The organism is Enterobacter sp. Y17 (assembly GCF_019730495.1).
GTDB classification, from domain to species: Bacteria; Pseudomonadota; Gammaproteobacteria; order Enterobacterales; family Enterobacteriaceae; genus Enterobacter; species Enterobacter asburiae_B.
This window is the reverse complement of record NZ_JAASKP010000001.1, coordinates 726596-745942: the sequence shown is the minus strand read 5'-3', so window position 1 is coordinate 745942 and position 19347 is coordinate 726596. Positions and strand designations below refer to the sequence as shown.

Annotated in this window: 20 protein-coding genes; 11 read left to right on the top strand and 9 right to left on the bottom strand. The window is 56.5% G+C overall.

The features are described 5' to 3' along the window. Positions 1-37 precede the first annotated feature (37 nt). Positions 38-313, bottom strand: coding sequence for a YcgL domain-containing protein (locus HCH49_RS03425; protein WP_029742143.1), 276 nt, complete (start codon positions 311-313; stop codon positions 38-40). A gap of 123 nt (positions 314-436) precedes the next feature. On the opposite strand from HCH49_RS03425, the gene minC reads away from it, so the two are divergent. Genes minC through minE form a run of 3 tightly spaced genes read left to right on the top strand, consistent with a single transcriptional unit; the run spans position 437 to position 2253 of the window. Continuing rightward, on the top strand, positions 437-1144 hold the full coding sequence (gene minC, locus HCH49_RS03420) for a septum site-determining protein MinC (protein ID WP_023312186.1): 708 nt from the start codon (positions 437-439) through the stop codon (positions 1142-1144). A 23-nt stretch (positions 1145-1167) separates the two neighbouring features. After that, positions 1168-1980, top strand: coding sequence for a septum site-determining protein MinD (gene minD / locus HCH49_RS03415; protein WP_023312187.1), 813 nt, complete (start codon positions 1168-1170; stop codon positions 1978-1980). Positions 1981-1983: 3 nt separating this feature from the next. Further along, positions 1984-2253: a cell division topological specificity factor MinE gene (gene minE, locus HCH49_RS03410; protein ID WP_008500504.1), complete on the top strand. Its 270-nt coding sequence runs from the start codon at positions 1984-1986 to the stop codon at positions 2251-2253. Between the two features lie 75 nt (positions 2254-2328). On the opposite strand, the gene rnd is transcribed toward minE, so the two are convergent. The 5 genes from rnd to HCH49_RS03385 form a co-directional block, all read right to left on the bottom strand. Further along, entirely contained in the window at positions 2329-3456 is a 1128-nt protein-coding gene (rnd, locus tag HCH49_RS03405; protein ID WP_115504063.1) for a ribonuclease D, read from the bottom strand. Between the two features lie 71 nt (positions 3457-3527). Beyond that, entirely contained in the window at positions 3528-5213 is a 1686-nt protein-coding gene (fadD, locus tag HCH49_RS03400) for a long-chain-fatty-acid--CoA ligase FadD (RefSeq protein WP_023312189.1), read from the bottom strand. 203 nt (positions 5214-5416) lie between these two features. Beyond that, positions 5417-5998: a Slp family lipoprotein gene (locus HCH49_RS03395; RefSeq protein WP_033145820.1), complete on the bottom strand. Its 582-nt coding sequence runs from the start codon at positions 5996-5998 to the stop codon at positions 5417-5419. A 37-nt stretch (positions 5999-6035) separates the two neighbouring features. Further along, complete coding sequence (tsaB, locus tag HCH49_RS03390; RefSeq protein ID WP_221702182.1) at positions 6036-6731, bottom strand: tRNA (adenosine(37)-N6)-threonylcarbamoyltransferase complex dimerization subunit type 1 TsaB; 696 nt, start codon at positions 6729-6731, stop codon at positions 6036-6038. Positions 6732-6797: 66 nt separating this feature from the next. Beyond that, a complete protein-coding gene (locus HCH49_RS03385; protein WP_221702181.1) occupies positions 6798-8708 on the bottom strand; it encodes an ATP-dependent DNA helicase in 1911 nt (636 codons plus the stop codon). Between the two features lie 133 nt (positions 8709-8841). On the opposite strand from HCH49_RS03385, the gene HCH49_RS03380 reads away from it, so the two are divergent. Next, positions 8842-9186 carry a RidA family protein gene (locus tag HCH49_RS03380; protein WP_008500498.1) on the top strand — a complete coding sequence of 115 codons (345 nt, stop codon included), beginning with the start codon at positions 8842-8844 and terminating at the stop codon, positions 9184-9186. Positions 9187-9192: 6 nt separating this feature from the next. Here HCH49_RS03380 and HCH49_RS03375 read toward each other — a convergent pair whose 3' ends face one another. Beyond that, positions 9193-9384 carry a YoaH family protein gene (locus HCH49_RS03375; protein ID WP_033145823.1) on the bottom strand — a complete coding sequence of 64 codons (192 nt, stop codon included), beginning with the start codon at positions 9382-9384 and terminating at the stop codon, positions 9193-9195. 61 nt (positions 9385-9445) lie between these two features. On the opposite strand from HCH49_RS03375, the gene pabB reads away from it, so the two are divergent. The 4 genes from pabB to HCH49_RS03355 all read left to right on the top strand — a co-directional run bounded on the left by pabB (position 9446) and on the right by HCH49_RS03355 (position 14634). Further along, on the top strand, positions 9446-10771 hold the full coding sequence (pabB, locus tag HCH49_RS03370; RefSeq protein ID WP_221702881.1) for an aminodeoxychorismate synthase component 1: 1326 nt from the start codon (positions 9446-9448) through the stop codon (positions 10769-10771). Between the two features lie 6 nt (positions 10772-10777). Next, the gene (locus HCH49_RS03365) at positions 10778-11356 is read left to right on the top strand and encodes a CoA pyrophosphatase (RefSeq protein ID WP_048977605.1); all 579 of its coding nucleotides are present in this window, start codon (positions 10778-10780) and stop codon (positions 11354-11356) included. 184 nt (positions 11357-11540) lie between these two features. After that, the gene (gene sdaA, locus HCH49_RS03360) at positions 11541-12905 is read left to right on the top strand and encodes an L-serine ammonia-lyase (RefSeq protein WP_023312197.1); all 1365 of its coding nucleotides are present in this window, start codon (positions 11541-11543) and stop codon (positions 12903-12905) included. Between the two features lie 130 nt (positions 12906-13035). Further along, positions 13036-14634, top strand: coding sequence for a cyclic diguanylate phosphodiesterase (locus tag HCH49_RS03355; RefSeq protein ID WP_221702180.1), 1599 nt, complete (start codon positions 13036-13038; stop codon positions 14632-14634). 6 nt (positions 14635-14640) lie between these two features. On the opposite strand, the gene yoaE is transcribed toward HCH49_RS03355, so the two are convergent. Next, the gene (yoaE, locus tag HCH49_RS03350) at positions 14641-16200 is read right to left on the bottom strand and encodes a CNNM family cation transport protein YoaE (protein ID WP_033145827.1); all 1560 of its coding nucleotides are present in this window, start codon (positions 16198-16200) and stop codon (positions 14641-14643) included. After that, on the bottom strand, positions 16188-16346 hold the full coding sequence (locus tag HCH49_RS22340) for a protein YoaL (protein WP_370883520.1): 159 nt from the start codon (positions 16344-16346) through the stop codon (positions 16188-16190). Before HCH49_RS22340 ends, yoaE begins: the two co-directional genes overlap by 13 nt. A 317-nt stretch (positions 16347-16663) precedes the next feature. On the opposite strand from HCH49_RS22340, the gene manX reads away from it, so the two are divergent. Genes manX through HCH49_RS03335 form a run of 3 tightly spaced genes read left to right on the top strand, consistent with a single transcriptional unit; the run spans position 16664 to position 19340 of the window. Continuing rightward, the gene (gene manX, locus HCH49_RS03345; protein ID WP_032658500.1) at positions 16664-17629 is read left to right on the top strand and encodes a PTS mannose transporter subunit IIAB; all 966 of its coding nucleotides are present in this window, start codon (positions 16664-16666) and stop codon (positions 17627-17629) included. 46 nt (positions 17630-17675) lie between these two features. Continuing rightward, positions 17676-18476 (top strand): PTS mannose transporter subunit IIC, encoded by an 801-nt coding sequence (gene manY / locus HCH49_RS03340; protein WP_008500490.1) that lies wholly within the window; start codon positions 17676-17678, stop codon positions 18474-18476. A 12-nt stretch (positions 18477-18488) separates the two neighbouring features. Then, complete coding sequence (locus tag HCH49_RS03335; protein ID WP_006810994.1) at positions 18489-19340, top strand: PTS mannose transporter subunit IID; 852 nt, start codon at positions 18489-18491, stop codon at positions 19338-19340. The last annotated feature ends 7 nt before the right edge of the window (positions 19341-19347 follow it).

Genomic DNA, 19347 nt, shown 5'->3' with positions numbered 1-19347 from the left:
TAAACGGTTGATGTGTTGTGCCCAAAAACAGTTGAGACTATTTTTTACCGTTCGCCTCAAGATGCTGTTTTAATAAATTCTCGGGTGGCGGTGGAAGCTGTAAATAATAGCCTTGCTCGGCTAAGGCCGTTTTCACTTTATCCAGATCGGCGTTAATCAGTTTCTTACGACCATCGAGCGGCAGCAGCATCGCCAGCTGTGGTCGGCCAAAGTTCTTCATTAATTCTTCAGGCACGCGTGAAAAATCGTCTTTCTTTTCGACATAAAGATAGGTCTGGTCACGGCTTGTACTTCTGTAGATCACACAAAACATGTTTTTACTCTGAATTAATGGGTGGTTGCTTGCCTCAATATACTCCTGACTATAACATGCCTGATACTCTTCGGAATATCGCAGCGAGTGGTTGCGGTTAATAGCAAATTGAGTAAGGCCAGGATGTCAAACACGCCCATCGAGCTTAAAGGCAGTAGCTTCACCTTATCAGTGGTACATTTGCATGATGCAAAACCCGAGGTTATTCGTCAGGCGTTAGAAGACAAAATCGCCCAGGCTCCCGCCTTTCTGAAGCACGCCCCTGTTGTTATCAACGTCAGCGGTCTTGAGGCTCCGGTTAACTGGAAACTTCTCCAGCAGGCCGTCTCCTCGACCGGACTGCGTATCGTGGGCATCAGCGGCTGCAAAGATACTGAGCTGAAAGCGGAAATTGAGCGTGCGGGGCTGCCCCTTCTGAATGAGGGCAAAGAAAAAGCCTCGCGAGCGGCACCCGTTGCCGTGCAAACGCCCCCTCCTGCGGTGCAAAACGTTACTACCGTCACAAAAACGCGAATGATTGATGTGCCGGTTCGTTCCGGTCAGCGCATTTATGCACCAAACTGTGATCTGATTGTTACAAGCCACGTCAGTGCTGGCGCTGAGCTGATTGCAGATGGCAATATTCACGTATACGGTATGATGCGTGGACGTGCGCTCGCAGGTGCAAGTGGCGATCGAGATGCGCAAATATTTTGTACTCACCTGACGGCGGAACTGGTGTCCATCGCAGGTGAATATTGGCTGAGCGACAAGATCCCAGCCGAATTTTATGGCAAAGCGGCTCGCCTGCTTCTGGCAGACGACGCGTTGACCGTTCAACCGTTGAATTGATCCCTTTTTAACAAGGAATTTCTATGGCACGCATTATTGTTGTTACTTCGGGTAAAGGAGGCGTTGGCAAGACCACCTCCAGCGCGGCCATCGCTACTGGTTTGGCCCAGAAGGGAAAGAAAACCATCGTTATCGACTTCGATATCGGTCTGCGTAACCTCGACCTCATCATGGGATGTGAGCGTCGCGTCGTGTATGACTTCGTAAACGTCATTCAGGGCGATGCCACGCTTAACCAGGCGATGATCAAAGACAAGCGCACCGAGAACCTCTACATTCTCCCGGCTTCTCAGACGCGTGACAAAGACGCCCTGACCCGTGAGGGCGTGGAAAAGGTGCTCGACGATCTGAAAAAAATGGATTTCGACTTCATTGTCTGCGACTCCCCTGCGGGCATCGAAACCGGTGCCCTGATGGCGCTCTACTTCGCTGATGAAGCGATCATCACCACCAACCCTGAAGTTTCATCCGTGCGTGACTCAGACCGCATTCTGGGCATCCTCGCCTCTAAATCCCGTCGTGCGGAAAATGGCGAAGACCCGATTAAAGAACACCTGCTGCTCACCCGCTACAATCCGGGCCGCGTGAACAAAGGTGACATGCTGAGCATGGAAGACGTGCTGGAGATCCTGCGCATTAAGCTGGTGGGCGTTATCCCGGAAGATCAGTCCGTGTTACGCGCCTCTAACCAGGGCGAGCCAGTGATCCTTGATACAATGGCAGATGCAGGTAAAGCTTACGCCGATACCGTTGACCGTCTGCTGGGAGAAGAACGTCCTTTCCGCTTCATTGAAGAAGAGAAGAAAGGTTTCCTCAAACGCCTGTTCGGAGGATAAGTTATGGCATTACTGGACTTTTTTCTCTCGCGGAAAAAGAACACCGCCAACATCGCAAAAGAACGTCTGCAAATTATCGTTGCGGAGCGTCGTCGTAGCGACGCCGAGCCTCACTACCTGCCGCAGCTGCGCAAGGACATCCTGGAAGTGATCTGTAAGTATGTGCAGATTGACCCGGAGATGGTCACGGTGCAGCTGGAACAAAAAGACGGGGATATTTCGATTCTGGAGCTGAACGTTACGCTCCCGGAAGCGGAAGAGTCGCGTCCGTAGGTTTGTGTTTTCATCGCCCCGGTAAGCGCAGCGCCACCGGGGAAATATGCCGGGTATATCGCCCGGCATATTTTTTTATCGCGGATAACCGTCCAGCAGCGTATTCAGGCGATCGGCCATCAATTCCCCGCGCCAGCCTGCCATCATCTCCGGCACGCCATTCTGCGGCTTCAGCTTCCAGTGCCAGTTCAGCAGCTGGTTAATCTGACGACGTGAGGCGAGCAGTTCCGCACTCAGCTTGCTTTCCGTTGCAACCGCCTGCACCAGCGCTTTGATATCCTTAAACGCTTTGCGATAGCCCGGCATATCCATCAGGTTCAGCAGCGGTTCCGGCAGCGCATCTTCCGGCAGCTCCTGCGCTTTGGCGACAAGCGCCAGCAGGGTTTTACCGTGGAAGCGGATCTCGCTGCCCGAAAGGCCAATGCTGTCCAGCTCGCCCAGGCTGCCTGGCATATAGCGCGCGACTGCCCAGAGATGCTCTTCGCGAACCACAAAGTTAACGGCCAGATCGCGCTCGCGCGCTTTACGCAAGCGCCAGTCTGCCAGCAGCTGCAGGCATGCCAGCTGACGCGTGCGCAGCTGCCAGGCGTTGCTGATATCGCGCCAGGCCTCTTTCGGGTCAACCACTTCCTGACGACGCTGCTGGGTCATACGGCATTCGTCCAGCGCAGCAGCGAGCCAGCCGGAGGCTTCTGCCTCTTTCATCAGCTGTCCGGCAATCGGCAGCAGGTAAAACACGTCTGCCGCCGCATACTCCAGCTGACGCTCGGTTAGCGGACGCGCCAGCCAGTCGGTACGGGATTCGCTTTTATCCAGCGTCAGGCCCGTATACTCCTCCACCATGGCAGCAAAGCCCCATGAGAGCGGACGATTGCTGAATGCCGCGAGGATCTGCGTGTCAATCAGCGGCTGGGGCATGATGCCAAAGGTGTTCAGAAAGACTTCCAGATCCTCACTGCCTGCGTGCAGGTATTTCGTCACGGCGGTATCGAGCAGCAGGTCACGCATCGGCGTCCAGTCGGTAATGCCGAGAGGGTCAATCAGCGACACGTGTTTACCGTCATACATCTGAATCAAACCCAGCTGCGGATAATAGGTTCGGGTACGGACAAACTCGGTATCCAGGGCAATGGCAGGAAAGTCGCGCGTCACTTCGCACAGCGAAGCCAGCTCGTCGTTGGTCGTGATCATCTGGTAATTCAAAACGGGTTCTCTTTTGTTTGCGCCCATAAAAAACGCCGGCTTAACCGGCGTCTGGGCGATTAGCGTGAAGCTCAGGCCTTATTGTCTACTTTGCCACGGGCTTCGTCACGTAATTCTCGTCGTAATATCTTTCCGACGTTGGATTTCGGCAGCTCATCGCGGAATTCAACCAGCTTCGGCACCTTGTAGCCCGTCAGCTGACGACGGCAAAACGTTACCAGCGCCTCCTCCGTCAGGGAAGGATCTTTCTTGACCACAAATATTTTAACCGCTTCACCGCTGCTGCCGGAAGGGACGCCGACCGCCGCCACCTCGAGTACGCCGCTGTGCTGCATAACCACGTCTTCGATCTCATTCGGATAGACGTTGAAGCCGGAGACCAGGATCATGTCTTTCTTGCGATCGACGATGCGCAGGAAGCCCTCGTCATCCATTACCGCAATATCACCGGTGTGCAGCCAGCCGTCTTTGATGATTTCGTCGGTCGCATCGGGACGCTGCCAGTAACCCAGCATCACCTGCGGACCTCTGACGCAAAGCTCACCCGGCTCGCCCGGCGCGACTTCGTTATCGTTATCATCGACCAGTTTGGCCTCTGTCGAAGGAACCGGCAGACCAATGCTTCCACTGTGATAGTCGATATCGTGTGGATTCACGCTGACCAGCGGAGCACATTCCGTCAGCCCATAGCCTTCCAGCAAATACTGACCGGTGAGCTTCACCCAGCGCTCGGCGACCGCCTGCTGAACCGGCATGCCGCCGCCCGCAGAGAGATGCAGCGTGGAGAAATCCAGCTGCTGGAACTCTTTGTTATTAAGCAGCGCGTTAAACAGGGTATTAACCCCGGTCATGGCGGTGAACGGATATTTCGCCAGCTCTTTCACCAGGCCCGGGATATCGCGCGGGTTGGTGATGAGGATGTTCTGACCACCCAGTTCAATAAACAGCAGGCAGTTCATGGTCAGCGCAAAGATGTGATACAGCGGAAGCGCGGTGATCACCACTTCTTTGCCCGGATGCAGAAGCGGCCCGTAGGTGGCGTTCACCTGTTCAAGGTTTGCCAGCATATTGCGGTGGGTAAGCATGGCCCCTTTGGCGACGCCGGTGGTCCCGCCCGTGTATTGCAGAAACGCAAGATCTTCCGCCACCACTTCGGGTTTCACATACTGCATTCGGTAGCCCGCATGCAGCGCGCGGCGGAAGGAGATGGCGTCCGGCAGGTGGTATTTTGGCACCAGGCGCTTGACGTATTTAACGACAAAGTTAACCAGCGTGCCTTTGGCGGTCGAGAGTTGATCCCCCATGCGCGTCAGGATGACGTGTTTAACCTGGGTTTTGTCGACCACTTTTTCCAGCGTATGGGCGAAGTTGGACACAATGACAATCGCGGCCGCGCCGCTGTCGTTCAGCTGATGCTCCAGCTCGCGCGGGGTATACAAGGGGTTAACGTTGACGACAATCATCCCGGCTCGCAGGATACCGAACAACGCCACCGGGTATTGCAGCAGGTTCGGCATCATCAGCGCGACGCGGTCCCCTTTTTGCAGCCCCAACCCTTCCTGCAGATACGCCGCAAACGCGCGGCTACGCTCCTCAAGCTTACGGAACGTCATGACCTCGCCCATATTCACGAATGCGGGCTGGTCCGCGTAGCGCCTTACCGAGTGCTCAAATAATTCCACCAGGGATTGATAACGGTCAGGATTGATCTCAGCAGGAACATCTGCGGGATAACGGTTAAGCCAAACCTTCTTCAATGCATCACCTCTGAAATGAGTGTTCGTCGTCATCACAACCCCGATAATAAACAGTTTGTTAACATTATATTAACTCAGCGTACCAGTTTATTAATTGTTCACATTTAAGGTTGCGAAGCGCGTCACTCTTTTTTTTCGTTTTATCCGTAAAAAAACAGAGACAGCGGCTGAGCCGCTGTCTCTTTTCTAACAATAACAGTAAGTTACTCAGTAACGATCGTCTGAACCTGTGCAGGACCCGGGTTATACCAGCCCCAGCCCGGGTAGCCGTAACGATAAGGATGTGGACCCCACATCCACGGATCCATCGGCTGAGGCGGCATGATCACCTGCTGTGCCAGCCGCCAGCGTTTATATCCGTTGACCTGCATGGTCATAAATTTATACGGCGTGCTGCCGATTTTGCCCTGCACGGCGCCGGTAATCGGCCCGACGACGGTCACCAGCTGCCCGCGAAAATCGACCGGATCGAGGAAACCGCTGACGTCCGCATAGATACGTCCGCGAGAGGCCTCACCCAGTACCGGCCGCGCGCCGCTGTCCAGCGGAACGGTCGCTATCTCCAGGCGGGTTTTCCCCTGCTGGTTTTGTACGTCGATGACCTTACCGCCAAAGCGCGCTTCCTGGCCGACGTAAAGCTCAGGCGCATTCATCACCCGAACCAGATCCTGCTGTGGCGTCGGGCTGCTGCCCTTAATCGCATCAGGAACGGAAACGCATCCGCTCAGTGCTATGGCAACTGCGCCTGCCATAATAAGGCGTACTACTTTAGTTCGAACCGCCATGATGCGACTCCTTTTTCTCAGTTCCTGTTACTGAGATTCACTCGCGGCCCGGAAGTTTCTTCCACGCAACGGTGTTTCGCAAATAAACCGGCTCCGCGTGTTCAACGGCAACGGTTTTTCCTGCCGCGAGCAGCTGGCAGGCAATCGGAAGCATATCTTCCGCAGCCGGCAGCAGCATGTTGCCGTCTACCAGCGTCACCCCGGTGTCGTTTGCCATGTCTGGCCACGCCGGCCAGCCGGTGCCGACGGTTGCCCACTCACCGGAGAGCTGTTTCAGCCGCTCAGTGACCGCTTCCGGCTTGAGCACGGCTTCCGTCTCTTCGCCGTGCCACACGCCCAGCTCGTCGCGGGTGTATTCGGCCCAGTAAACTTCGCCCATGCGGGCATCAATCGCGGCCAGCACGCGCGTTGCCCCGGTCATGCGCCATGCGCCCTGCGCCATGGTGGCGAGGGTAGAGACGCCGATCATCGGCAGTTCGGCGCCCAGCGCCAGCCCCTGCGCAATACCAATCCCGATACGTACGCCCGTAAAGCTGCCGGGGCCACGGCCAAAGGCCAGCGCGTCGAGGTCGGTTAAGGAGGTGTTGCCCTGGGTTAAAATGGCTTTTACCAGGGGCAGAATGCGTTGGGTGTGTTCCCGTGGGCACTCTTCGAAATGAGCAGAAACAGCACCGTCGTTCAACAGAGCGACAGAGCAAGCCTCTGTCGCGGTATCAATAGCCAGAATTCGCATCAGTCGTCGCGCTCTCGCAAGGGTCAGTCACAAAATGGCGCGCATCTTAGCACACTCCGGGGTAAATTACTCCGCCGTTGGGTTTGCCAGGAAACGCACCGCGCGTTTTATGTCCCGCGTCCGCGGTGCGGGCGGCAGGCTGGCAAGGAAGGTCGCTCCGTAAGGGCGCATCACCAGCCGGTTATCGCAAATGACCAGCACCCCGCGATCGGTAACGTCGCGGATCAATCGCCCTACCCCCTGCTTGAGCGTAATCACCGCATCCGGCAGCTGTACCTCATCGAAAGGATCGCCCCCGCGCAGACGGCAGTCTTCCATGCGCGCCTTCAGCAGCGGATCGTCCGGAGAGGTAAACGGCAGCTTATCAATAATTACCAGCGAGAGCGTATCGCCGCGCACGTCCACCCCTTCCCAGAAGCTGCTGGTTGCCACCAGCAGGGCATTTCCGGCGCTGACAAACTGCTGTAACAGCTGGCCTTTACTGGTTTCACCCTGCAGCAGAACCGGCAGCGTCATGGTGGCGCGGAACTGCTCGGCGAGGTCACGCATCATGGCGTGAGAGGTGCAGAGCATAAAGCAGCGGCCGTTGTTGGCCTCGATCATCGGTTTTAACATCGCGGCCAGGTGGCGCGCCGCCCCCGGCTGGTTCGGCAGCGGCAGATTACGAGGCACGCAGAGCAGCGCCTGTTTTTCGTAATCGAACGGGCTCGGCAGGAGCAGCGATTCCGCATCCTCAATGCCAAGACGTTCCGTGAAGTGATGCAGATCGTCATTCACCGACAGGGTTGCCGAGGTGAAGATCCAGCTTCCCTGTTTTTGCGCCATCACCTCTTTAAACTTATCCGCTACCGTCAGCGGCGTGAGCGCCAGGGTGAAATGCCGCGAGGTGCACTCATACCAGTAGCTGAACCCCGGCTGGTTAATCTCTTTCAGCCGTTTGAGCCGCCCGCGATAGAGCGTGGCGCGTTCGAAGGCCGCATCCAGCAGCGCGGAACGGCCAAGCGACAGTTTTGCCACGTCGTAGCAGAGTTCGAGGGCATCATCGAGCAGCAACAGCGCGCGCTGGATGTTTTTGTCCGCCAGCAGCTCGCGCAGGTTACCGCGATAGCCCGGCTCACCAAGCTGTAAGCGGAAATCCTGCGCGCTTTGGGCAAGACGGTCGGCGCACTTCTGCAGCTGCTGGGTATCTTTGAGTTCGGTCCGGTAAGCGATGGTGAAATCTTTCGCCAGATCCTGCAGCTGGCGGCTGGAAAGCGACTGGCCGAAATACTGGCTGGCGATGTCCGGAAGCTGGTGGGCTTCGTCGAAGATCATCACGTCCGCCTCCGGGATCAGCTCGCCGAAACCGCTGTCCTTGACGACCATATCCGCGAGGAACAGATGGTGGTTCACCACCACCACATCCGCGTCCATCGCCGTTTTGCGCGCTTTCACTACAAAGCAGTCTTTATACAGCGGGCAGTCGCTGCCGAGGCAGTTGTCGTTGGTGCTGGTCACCAGCGGCCAGGCAGGCGAGTCTTCCGGCACGCTCGCGCAGGTGCTTATATCGCCCTCTTCGGTCTGGTTCGCCCAGGCGCGAAGGATAATGACGTCGCTGAGGGTTTGCACCGGCAGGTCACCGCCCGCCAGCGCATGCTGCTCAAGACGTTCCAGGCAGAGATAGTTGGAGCGCCCCTTCAGCAGGGCCAGACGCCCCTTGTATTTCAGCGCTTTCGCCACCGTGGGCAAATCGCGGCTGTAGAGCTGATCCTGCAGCGCCTTCGAACCGGTGGAAATAATCACCTTCTTCTTCGCGCGCAGCGCCGGAGCAAGGTAAGCATACGTTTTACCCGTGCCGGTTCCGGCTTCGACCACCAGCGGCTGAGCCTTATCGATGGCGCGTGCAACGGCGTGCGCCATCTGGCGCTGAGGTTCACGGGGCTTGAAGCCGGGAATAGCCTGCGCTAATTGACCTTCAGGGGAAAAATCGTCTGCCACGGTGCTCTCTCACTGTATTTTTGCACAGGGATTATGTCAGCCCAACCTCTCCTGTGCCACCCCAAATAGTGACGACACGAGAACAATATGGCAGTCTTGCCGCCTGACGACGAAAAATAACGAGGAAACGTTTATGACAATTGTGCGCATTGATGCCGAAGCCCGCTGGTCTGATGTGGTGATCCATAACCAGACGCTGTACTACACCGGCGTACCGGCTAACCTGGACGCGGATGCGTTCGAGCAGACGGCTAACACCCTGGCGCAGATTGACGCAGTGCTGGAAAAACAGGGCAGCGACAAATCCCGCATTCTGGATGCGACGATTTTCCTGGCAAACAAAGATGATTTCGCGGCGATGAACAAAGCCTGGGATGCATGGGTAGTGGCGGGTCACGCGCCTGTACGCTGCACCGTACAGGCCACGCTGATGAAACCGGAGTATAAGGTTGAGATCAAGATTATCGCGGCGGTGTAAGCCCGATTATTCTTCTGGATCTTCATCTTCATCTTCGAATCGCGCCACGATCCGCTCGCCGGAATGACTGGCGCGAATCTCCTCGGCGACAACCGTAATCGCCTGTCCGCTGCTCATCCCCTGGGACATCAATTCCTGAATTCGCTCAACCGCTTTCTGCTGCTGTTCATGGCTCAGAGAAGGTAAACCTGCAAACATCGTCAACTCCTGCTAAATTATTCGCGCTAATTATTTCACGCTGCCCGGTAGTATGCCACACATGAACATGCGCTTCCCCACTGTTATTACCTTGCCCTGGCGTGCAGACGCCGCTGAATTCTGGTTTGCCCGCCTGAGCCATCTTCCGTTTGCGATGCTGCTGCATTCCGGCCATGCGGACCATCCCTATAGCCGCTTCGATATTCTGGTGGCCGATCCGCTAAAGACGCTAACAACCGATGACCTGTCGTTAACGGACGATCCCCTGAAGCAGCTGCAGCAAGCCATTAACGCGCTGGGCTTATCTGCCGCACCAAACCCGGACCTCCCTTTCCAGGGCGGCGCGCTGGGCCTGTTTGGGTACGATCTGGGTCGCCGTTTCGAAACGCTGCCGGAGCATGCGCAGGCTGATATTTCCCTGCCAGACATGGCCGTGGGGCTGTATGACTGGGCGTTAATTGTCGATCATCAGAAAAAAAAGGTTTCACTGCTGAGCCATCATGACGTGCAGGCGCGTCTGGCGTGGCTGGAGGCGCAACGGCCTGCACCGGCACAGACGTTTACCCTTACCTCTGGCTGGCGCTCAAATATGACCGCAGCGGAGTATGCCGAAAAATTCGCGCGCGTTCAGGCGTATCTGCAAAGCGGTGACTGTTATCAGGTTAATCTCGCCCAGCGCTTCCAGGCGACATACCGGGGAGATGAGTGGCAGGCGTTTACCCGTCTTAACGCCAGCAACAAGGCGCCGTTCAGCGCGTTTGTCCGTCTGGAACGGGGGGCCATACTCAGCCTGTCACCCGAGCGCTTTATCCATCTGGCCGAGGGCACGATTCAAACCCGTCCGATTAAAGGCACGCTACCGCGTCTTGCAGACCCCGATGCCGATCGCCAGCAGGCGGAAAAGCTCGCCGCCTCGCCGAAAGACCGCGCCGAGAACCTGATGATTGTCGATCTGATGCGTAACGACATTGGCCGCGTCGCCGAACCGGGCAGCGTGCGCGTGCCGGAACTGTTTGTCGTCGAGCCTTTCCCGGCGGTGCATCATCTGGTCAGTACCATTACCGCGCGTCTACCCGCCTCTCGCACCGCCTGCGATCTGCTCCGCGCCGCGTTTCCGGGCGGCTCCATCACCGGCGCGCCAAAGGTACGGGCGATGGAGATCATTGATGAGCTGGAGCCGCACCGCCGCAACGCCTGGTGCGGCAGCATCGGCTATATCAGCCTGTGCGGCACCATGGATACCAGCATTACCATTCGCACGCTGACGGCCTGCGGCGGAAACCTTTACTGCTCGGCCGGGGGCGGCATTGTTGCCGATAGCCAGGTCGACGCGGAATATCAGGAAACCTTTGATAAAGTTAACCGTATCCTGAAACAACTGGAGTAATCACGGGTGGAAAAAGAGAACCTGACGCTGGACAATTTTTTATCTCGCTTTCAGCTATTACGACCGCAGGTCAACCGCGAAGCGCTGAACCAGCGTCAGGCGGCCGTGCTGATCCCGGTCGTGCGTCGCGCGCAGCCGGGCCTGCTGCTCACCCAGCGTTCTCCCCATTTACGCAAGCACGCGGGTCAGGTCGCCTTTCCGGGTGGCGCAGTAGACAGCTCCGACGCCTCGCTGATTGCCGCCGCGCTGCGGGAAGCGCAGGAAGAGGTGGCCATTCCGCCGGAGGCGGTGGAGGTCATCGGCGTGCTGCCGCCCGTCGACAGCGTTACCGGTTTTCAGGTCACGCCGGTGGTGGGCATTATCCCGCCCGGCCTGCAGTATCACGCCAGCGTCGATGAAGTTTCAGCGGTATTTGAAATGCCGCTTGAAGAGGCGCTCCGGCTCAGCCGTTATCATCCGCTCGATATCCATCGACGGGGGCATGACCATCGGGTCTGGTTGTCCTGGTATCAGCATTATTTTGTCTGGGGCATGACGGCGGGCATCATTCGCGAACTGGCGCTGCAAATCGGCCTGAAACCTTGACTATACTTTACATTTCACCCTTTTTCGCAGGTTTGCGATCCGCGTCGCGCTATTAGCAAAACCCATCGTTAACCATTAGTTTAATTCATGTGAATAGTTAAGCCGAGGTCGGTGTTCCCTCTTACACTATGCGCAGTTATAACATCGTTACTGGAACCCCGGTAACCCTGTCAGGAGTGTGAAAGTGATTAGTATATTCGACATGTTCAAAGTGGGAATTGGCCCTTCGTCTTCCCATACTGTTGGCCCGATGAAGGCCGGTAAACAGTTCGTCGATGATCTGGTCGAAAAAGGATTACTGGAAAGCGTTACCCGTGTCGCCGTGGATGTTTACGGCTCGCTGTCATTAACGGGTAAAGGCCACCACACCGATATCGCCATTATTATGGGTCTGGCAGGCAATATGCCGGATACCGTAGATATTGATGCCATCCCGGCATTCATCCGCGACGTGGAAACACGCGGCCGCCTGCTGCTGGCAAACGGTCAGCAGGAAGTCGATTTCCCGCAGGATGACGGCATGCGTTTTCGTAGCGACAACCTGCCGCTGCATGAAAACGGCATGACCATTCACGCTTACAGCGGTGAAAAAGAGATTTACAGCAAAACGTACTACTCCATCGGCGGTGGCTTCATCGTGGATGAAGAGCATTTTGGCAAAGATAGCGTCGGCGACGTCAGCGTACCTTACCCGTTCAAATCGGCTACAGAAATGCTGGGCTACTGCAAAGAGACCGGTCTTTCACTGTCCGGCATGGTGATGCAGAACGAACTGGCCCTGCACAGCAAAAAAGAGATTGAAGACTATTTTGCGAACGTCTGGCAAACCATGCGCGCCTGTATCGACCGCGGGATGAATACCGAAGGCGTTCTGCCGGGTCCACTGCGCGTACCGCGTCGTGCCTCTGCCCTGCGCCGTATGCTGGTGACCACGGACAAGTTCTCCAACGACCCGATGAACGTGGTCGACTGGGTAAACATGTTTGCCCTGGCGGTTAACGAAGAGAACGCCGCCGGTGGCCGCGTCGTGACGGCGCCAACCAACGGTGCGTGCGGTATCGTTCCGGCAGTGCTGGCGTATTACGATCACTTTATTGAACCCGTGACGCCGGACATCTACATCCGCTATTTCCTTGCGGCAGGTGCCATCGGTGCGCTGTACAAAATGAACGCCTCCATCTCCGGTGCGGAAGTGGGCTGTCAGGGTGAAGTGGGCGTTGCCTGCTCCATGGCGGCGGCAGGTCTGGCAGAGCTGCTGGGCGCAAGCCCTGAGCAGGTCTGCGTGGCGGCGGAAATCGGTATGGAACATAACCTCGGTCTGACCTGTGACCCGGTCGCGGGCCAGGTGCAGGTGCCGTGCATCGAGCGTAACGCGATTGCCTCTGTGAAAGCCATCAACGCCTCACGTATGGCGATGCGCCGTACCAGCGAACCTCGCGTATCGCTGGATAAGGTGATTGAAACCATGTACGAAACCGGCAAGGACATGAACGCGAAATACCGCGAGACGTCCCGCGGTGGCCTGGCCATTAAGGTGCAGTGCGACTAATACTGCCTTTCGCCCATCTGCAACGGATGGGCGAATTTCCCTCTTCTTTCTCGTCTCCTTCTGCTTTCCCCACTACACTTTTACTGTTGCGTCCGGCTTTTGTGGCTGGTGGCTTATCAGGCGACCGTTCATGCAAACTGCACAAACGATCATTAAAAACTATCGCCGAAAACGCGTTATCGTCTGTGTCACGGTTGCGCTCCTCACGCTCATCCTGACGTTAGGCATTCGCTTCATTTCACAGCGCAATGTTAACCAACAGCGGATCCTCGATTTTACCAGCCACACCGTACGCGCCCTTGATAACGTCCTGCTTTCTTTAGAGAACCGCCGCAGCGTGCTGCAGCCCCTGGTAGGGCAGCCCTGCCCGCAGGCGCACCTGGCGCTGCGAAAGCAGGCCGCCATTTTGCAGACAGTACGCTCCATCGCCCTGATTAACGAGGGTATCCTGTATTGCTCAAGTATTTTCGGGAGCCGCAATGTGCCCGTTCGCGACTTCCTGAAAGAATTACCCGCCAGCACGGCGAAGCTGATTTTATCGAGCGATCAGTGGCTGCTTAAGGGTAGCCCGATATTGATCCAGTGGTATCCCGTCTCACAGGACGGTGAAGCTGGCGTTATCGAAATCATCAATATCGACCTGATCGCCAAAATGATCCTCGAGCCCCAGCGCCCGCTCATCAATGACGTGGCGCTGACCGTAGGCGATCGCTTTCTGCGCTATGGACAACGCGTCAGCGACAGCCTGACGTTTGATGAGGAGGGCTCTCTTTTCCGGCAATCGTCAACCCGAAACCCTTTCACCATTACGGTCAGCGGGCCTGGCCCTGGAGAATTAGCCTTAAAAAGCCTGCCAGCCCAGCTGCCGCTGGGACTCATGCTCAGCCTGCTGCTGGGCTATCTCGCCTGGCTGGCAACGGCAAACCGGATGAGCTTTACGTGGGAGATCGATATGGGCATTGCGGCGCGGGAATTTGAGCTTTTCTGCCAGCCGCTGGTGAATGCCCGTACCCAGGCGTGCACCGGCGTGGAGATCCTGCTGCGCTGGAATAACCCCCGTCAGGGTTGGATCACCCCGGAGGTGTTTATCCCTCTGGCAGAAGAACATAACCAGATTGTCCCCCTGACCCGCTATGTCATCGCCGAAACGGTGCGCCAGATAGGCTACTTCCCTTCCAGCGCCGGTTTTCACATTGGGATTAACGTCGCCGCCAGCCATTTCCGTCATGCGGTGTTGATACAGGACCTGAACCGCCTCTGGTTCAGCGCCTGTCCGCGCCAGCAGCTGGTGATTGAACTCACGGAACGGGATGCGCTGCTGGATGCGGATTATCGCATCGTGCGCGAACTGCATCGCAAAGGGGTGAAGCTGGCCATCGACGATTTTGGTACCGGGAACAGCTCCCTCTCCTGGCTTGAAAAGCTTCACCCGGACGTGCTGAAAATCGACCAGTCGTTTACCACCGCCATCGGCACCGACGCCGTGAACTCGACGGTGACGGATATGATTATTGCGCTGGGACAGCGGCTGAATATTGAACTGGTGGCTGAAGGGGTCGAGACGGAGGAGCAGGCGCGCTACTTGCGCCGCTATGGCGTGCCTGTCCTGCAGGGTTTTTTCTATGCGCGGCCCATGCCGCTACGAGATTTTCCGAAGTGGCTGGCGGGAAGTTCATCCCCGCCAGCGCATCATAACGGGCACATCGTGCCCTTAATGCCGCTGCGCTAAGCCGGCTTACTCATCTTCGTCGTGGGCTGATTGTTCTTTAACAATACGAACCATATCAACGCGATAGTCGTTGGCTTCAACGATCGTAATGTGCAGCGGCGCCAGCTCGATCACATCGCCGACGCGCGGGATTTGCCCGTTAACCGCGATCACCAGACCGGCAACGGTCGCGATGTCTTCTTCATCGTTGATCACGTTTTCCAGCCCCAGCGTGTGCGAGAGCGCGTGCAGGTCGGTGGTACCTTTAACCAGCCAGCCTTCACCGTCGGCAACGATCTCTGGCGTTTCGTCGGCATCCGGGAATTCACCGGCAATCGCTTCCAGCACGTCCAGCGGCGTGACCAACCCCTGCACCACGCCAAACTCGTTGGTGACGATAACAAAGCTACCGCGAGCGCGGCGCAGCACCCCGAGCAGGTTGATAGGATCCAGCGTTTCCGGCACGACAATCGCAGGCGACGCGGCGGCAACGGCTTCCACGTTGACGCCCTCTTCCAGGGCCACCAGCATCTCTTTCGCCCGCACCACGCCGATTATCTCATCCAGCTCTCCGCGACACACCGGGAACAGGCTGTGCGGAGAAGAGAGCAGCTGCTGGCGAATTTCATCGACGCTCAGGTTTGCATCGACCCAGCTAATTTCCCCGCGCGGCGTCATGATGCCGCGCAGCGAACGGGAGGCCAGGGAGAGCACGCCGTTAATCATGTAGCGCTCTTGTTCCACAAACGCCCCTTCCGGGACCGGAACCGGGTTATGGTTTTCGGAATCAGACTGGACGTTCACCTGACGACGACCGCCCATCAGGCGCAGAATGGCGTCTGCGGTACGGGCGCGCAGCGGCTGATTCGACTGCTGCTTAATAAAGTTACGGCGCGCAATCTGGTTGAACAGCTCGATCAGGATCGAGAAGCCAATCGCGGCGTACAGGTAGCCTTTCGGAATATGGAAGCCAAAACCTTCCGCCACCAGGCTCAGACCAATCATCAGCAGGAAGCTCAGACACAGCACGACCACCGTCGGATGCTGGTTAACGAAGCGCGTCAGCGGCTTCGAGGCCAGCAGCATGACCGCCATCGCAATGACAACAGCCGCCATCATTACCGGCAGATGATTCACCATGCCGACCGCCGTGATCACCGCATCCAGCGAGAAGACCGCATCAAGCACCACGATCTGCAGCACCACCACCCAGAAGCTGGCATAGCCTTTACCGTGCCCATCATCGTGCTGACGGTTTTCCAGCCGCTCGTGTAGCTCTGTCGTCGCTTTGAAAAGCAGGAATATCCCCCCGATCAGCATGATTAAATCACGCCCGGAGAAGGTGTAGTCCATGACGGAGAACAGCGGTTTGGTCAGCGTGACCATCCAGGAGATGACGGAAAGCAGCCCCAGTCGCATAACCAGCGCCAGCGAGAGACCAATCAGACGCGCTTTATCACGCTGTTTTGGCGGCAGTTTGTCCGCAAGGATGGCGATAAACACCAGGTTATCAATGCCGAGAACAATCTCCAGCACCACCAGCGTGAGCAATCCCACCCAGATTGACGGGTCCATTAAGAATTCCATGACAAGCTCCTGCTAAAGGAATGACGAAACGGTGCCCCACTCAACGTGGGCAAAACAGAGGTAAACAGAGTCGATACGTGGCGAGGATCGCCGGTGAATAAGGCGCGAAATGGCCTGGTTGATGACTGACGTCGGTGACGGTCCATATAGTGGGCTGTAACCCTATACTCCTGAACGATTAAACGGAGGCTAAACATATCAGAGACACTGTGTTTTTAGCAAAGATTTACGTTCCTTTGCAAAGTTCTGTAACACAGCAGCTTTACGCTACAGATAAATCTGTAACGCGTGGCTAAATTACGGATCTTCATCACATAAATTATTTTTTCACTATCTAAAATAATTCGCGGAAGTCTTAGTTTTTTTGAACTCTAACCCTTATCTGAATCGATTCGGTTCGCCAATACGATTCTCAGTACGGCTGCCTGGCAGGCGTATTAATGATAATAAAAGGAGGTAGCAAGTGACCATTGCTATTGTCATAGGCACACATGGTTGGGCTGCTGAGCAGCTACTCAAAACGGCAGAGATGCTGTTGGGCGAGCAGGAAAACGTCGGCTGGATCGATTTCGTTCCCGGTGAAAACGCCGAGACGCTGATAGAGAAGTACAACGCTCAACTCGCGAAGCTGGATACCAGCAAAGGCGTGCTGTTTCTCGTTGATACATGGGGCGGCAGCCCGTTCAATGCCGCCAGCCGCATTGTCGTCGATAAAGAGCACTATGAAGTTGTCGCCGGGGTTAATATTCCCATGCTGGTGGAAACCTTCATGGCTCGCGACGACAATCCGGCGTTCGATGAGCTGGTGGCGCTGGCCGTTGAAACCGGTCGCGAAGGGGTAAAAGCTCTGAAGGCGCAGCCGGTTGAAAAACCTGCCCCTGCACCTGCAGCGGCACCAAAAGCGGCAGCACCTGCAAAACCGATGGGTCCGAACGATTACATGGTCATCGGCCTTGCGCGTATTGATGACCGCTTAATCCACGGCCAGGTCGCCACGCGCTGGACCAAAGAGACCAACGTTCGACGCATTATCGTGGTCAGCGACGAAGTTGCCGCCGATACCGTTCGTAAAACCCTTCTGACTCAGGTTGCTCCTCCTGGCGTTACCGCCCACGTCGTGGATGTCGCCAAGATGATCCGCGTTTACAACAACCCGAAATATGCGGGTGAGCGCGTAATGCTCCTGTTCACTAACCCGACAGACGTTGAGCGCATTGTTGAAGGCGGCGTGAAAATCACCTCCGTGAACATTGGTGGTATGGCATTCCGTCAGGGCAAAACGCAGGTCAACAACGCCATTTCAGTCGATGCGAAAGATATCGAGGCATTCAACAAGCTGAATGCGCGCGGTATTGAACTGGAAGCCCGTAAGGTTTCTACGGATCAAAAACTGAAAATGATGGATTTGATCGGCAAAGTTGGGAAATAAGCCCGCGCCGGTTCTCATATAAAGTTTATGTAATAGGAGAAGTGCAATGGAGATTACCACTCTTCAGATTGTGCTGGTGTTCGTCGTCGCATGTATTGCGGGTATGGAATCCGTACTTGATGAATTTCAGTTCCACCGCCCTCTGGTGGCCTGTACGCTGATTGGGGCCGTTCTGGGTGACATGAAAACCGGTATCATCATCGGTGGTACCCTGGAAATGATCGCCCTGGGCTGGATGAACATCGGCGCGGCGGTTGCGCCCGATGCGGCGCTGGCCTCTATCATTTCGACCGTTCTGGTTATTGCTGGTCACCAGAGTATTGGTGCCGGTATCGCCCTGGCGATCCCGCTGGCTGCAGCAGGCCAGGTTCTGACCATCATCGTTCGTACTATCACCGTTGCCTTCCAGCACGCGGCGGATAAGGCGGCCGAAAACGGCAACCTCACGGCACTGTCGTGGATCCACGTTTCATCCCTGTTCCTGCAGGCGATGCGTATCGCGATCCCGGCGGTTATCGTGGCGATCTCTGTTGGTACCAGTGAAGTGCAGAGCATGCTGAACGCCATTCCAGAAGTGGTCACCGGCGGTCTGAACATCGCGGGCGGCATGATCGTGGTCGTCGGTTATGCGATGGTCATCAACATGATGCGCGCTGGCTATCTGATGCCGTTCTTCTACCTCGGCTTCGTGACCGCTGCCTTCACCAACTTCAACCTGGTTGCACTGGGTGTTATTGGTGCGGTAATGGCGATTCTCTACATCCAGCTCAGCCCGAAATATAACCGCGTCGCGGGTGCCCCAGCGCAGGCTGCTGGTAACAACGATCTCGATAACGAACTGGACTAGCAGGTGAGCGAAATGGTTGATATGACAAAAACTACCACCGAGAAAAAACTCACTCCGGGTGATATTCGTGGCGTGTTCATCCGTTCTAACCTGTTTCAGGGTTCATGGAACTTCGAACGTATGCAGGCGCTGGGCTTCTGCTTCTCCATGGTGCCGGCGATCAAGCGCCTGTACCCGGAAAACAACGAAGCGCGCCGTCAGGCGATCAAGCGTCACCTGGAATTCTTTAACACCCATCCTTACGTAGCGGCTCCGGTTCTGGGCGTAACGCTGGCGATGGAAGAACAGCGTGCGAACGGCGCAGAGATTGACGATGGTGCTATCAACGGTATCAAAGTCGGCCTGATGGGTCCGCTGGCCGGTGTCGGTGACCCAATCTTCTGGGGTACCGTGCGTCCGGTCTTCGCGGCGCTGGGTGCCGGTATCGCGATGAGCGGCAGCCTGCTTGGCCCGCTGCTGTTCTTCATCCTGTTCAACGCCGTGCGCCTGCTGACCCGTTACTACGGTGTGGCCTACGGCTACCGTAAAGGGGTGGACATCGTTAAGGACATGGGCGGTGGCTTCCTGCAGAAACTGACTGAGGGGGCGTCAATCCTTGGCCTGTTTGTCATGGGGGCGCTGGTTAACAAGTGGACGCACGTGAACATCCCGCTGGTGGTATCGACCATCACCGGTCAGGATGGTCAGACGCGCGTCACCACCGTGCAGACGATTCTGGACCAGCTGATGCCGGGCCTGGTACCGCTGCTGTTGACCTTCGCCTGCATGTGGCTGCTGCGTAAGAAAGTGAACCCGCTGTGGATTATCGTTGGCTTCTTCGTCATCGGTATCGCGGGCTACGCTGTCGGCCTGCTGGGTCTGTAAGTTTCAA

What these genes read in the sequence shown, in the direction of transcription:
- HCH49_RS03425 (WP_029742143.1), bottom strand. Translation starts at nt 313, where the DNA reads ATGTTTTGTGTGATCTACAGAAGTACAAGCCGTGACCAGACCTATCTT.
- minC (WP_023312186.1), top strand. Translation starts at nt 437, where the DNA reads ATGTCAAACACGCCCATCGAGCTTAAAGGCAGTAGCTTCACCTTATCA.
- minD (WP_023312187.1), top strand. Translation starts at nt 1,168, where the DNA reads ATGGCACGCATTATTGTTGTTACTTCGGGTAAAGGAGGCGTTGGCAAG.
- minE (WP_008500504.1), top strand. Translation starts at nt 1,984, where the DNA reads ATGGCATTACTGGACTTTTTTCTCTCGCGGAAAAAGAACACCGCCAAC.
- HCH49_RS03395 (WP_033145820.1), bottom strand. Translation starts at nt 5,998, where the DNA reads ATGGCGGTTCGAACTAAAGTAGTACGCCTTATTATGGCAGGCGCAGTT.
- tsaB (WP_221702182.1), bottom strand. Translation starts at nt 6,731, where the DNA reads ATGCGAATTCTGGCTATTGATACCGCGACAGAGGCTTGCTCTGTCGCT.
- HCH49_RS03380 (WP_008500498.1), top strand. Translation starts at nt 8,842, where the DNA reads ATGACAATTGTGCGCATTGATGCCGAAGCCCGCTGGTCTGATGTGGTG.
- HCH49_RS03375 (WP_033145823.1), bottom strand. Translation starts at nt 9,384, where the DNA reads ATGTTTGCAGGTTTACCTTCTCTGAGCCATGAACAGCAGCAGAAAGCG.
- pabB (WP_221702881.1), top strand. Translation starts at nt 9,446, where the DNA reads ATGAACATGCGCTTCCCCACTGTTATTACCTTGCCCTGGCGTGCAGAC.
- HCH49_RS03355 (WP_221702180.1), top strand. Translation starts at nt 13,036, where the DNA reads ATGCAAACTGCACAAACGATCATTAAAAACTATCGCCGAAAACGCGTT.
- yoaE (WP_033145827.1), bottom strand. Translation starts at nt 16,200, where the DNA reads ATGGAATTCTTAATGGACCCGTCAATCTGGGTGGGATTGCTCACGCTG.
- HCH49_RS22340 (WP_370883520.1), bottom strand. Translation starts at nt 16,346, where the DNA reads ATGGACCGTCACCGACGTCAGTCATCAACCAGGCCATTTCGCGCCTTA.
- manY (WP_008500490.1), top strand. Translation starts at nt 17,676, where the DNA reads ATGGAGATTACCACTCTTCAGATTGTGCTGGTGTTCGTCGTCGCATGT.
- HCH49_RS03335 (WP_006810994.1), top strand. Translation starts at nt 18,489, where the DNA reads ATGGTTGATATGACAAAAACTACCACCGAGAAAAAACTCACTCCGGGT.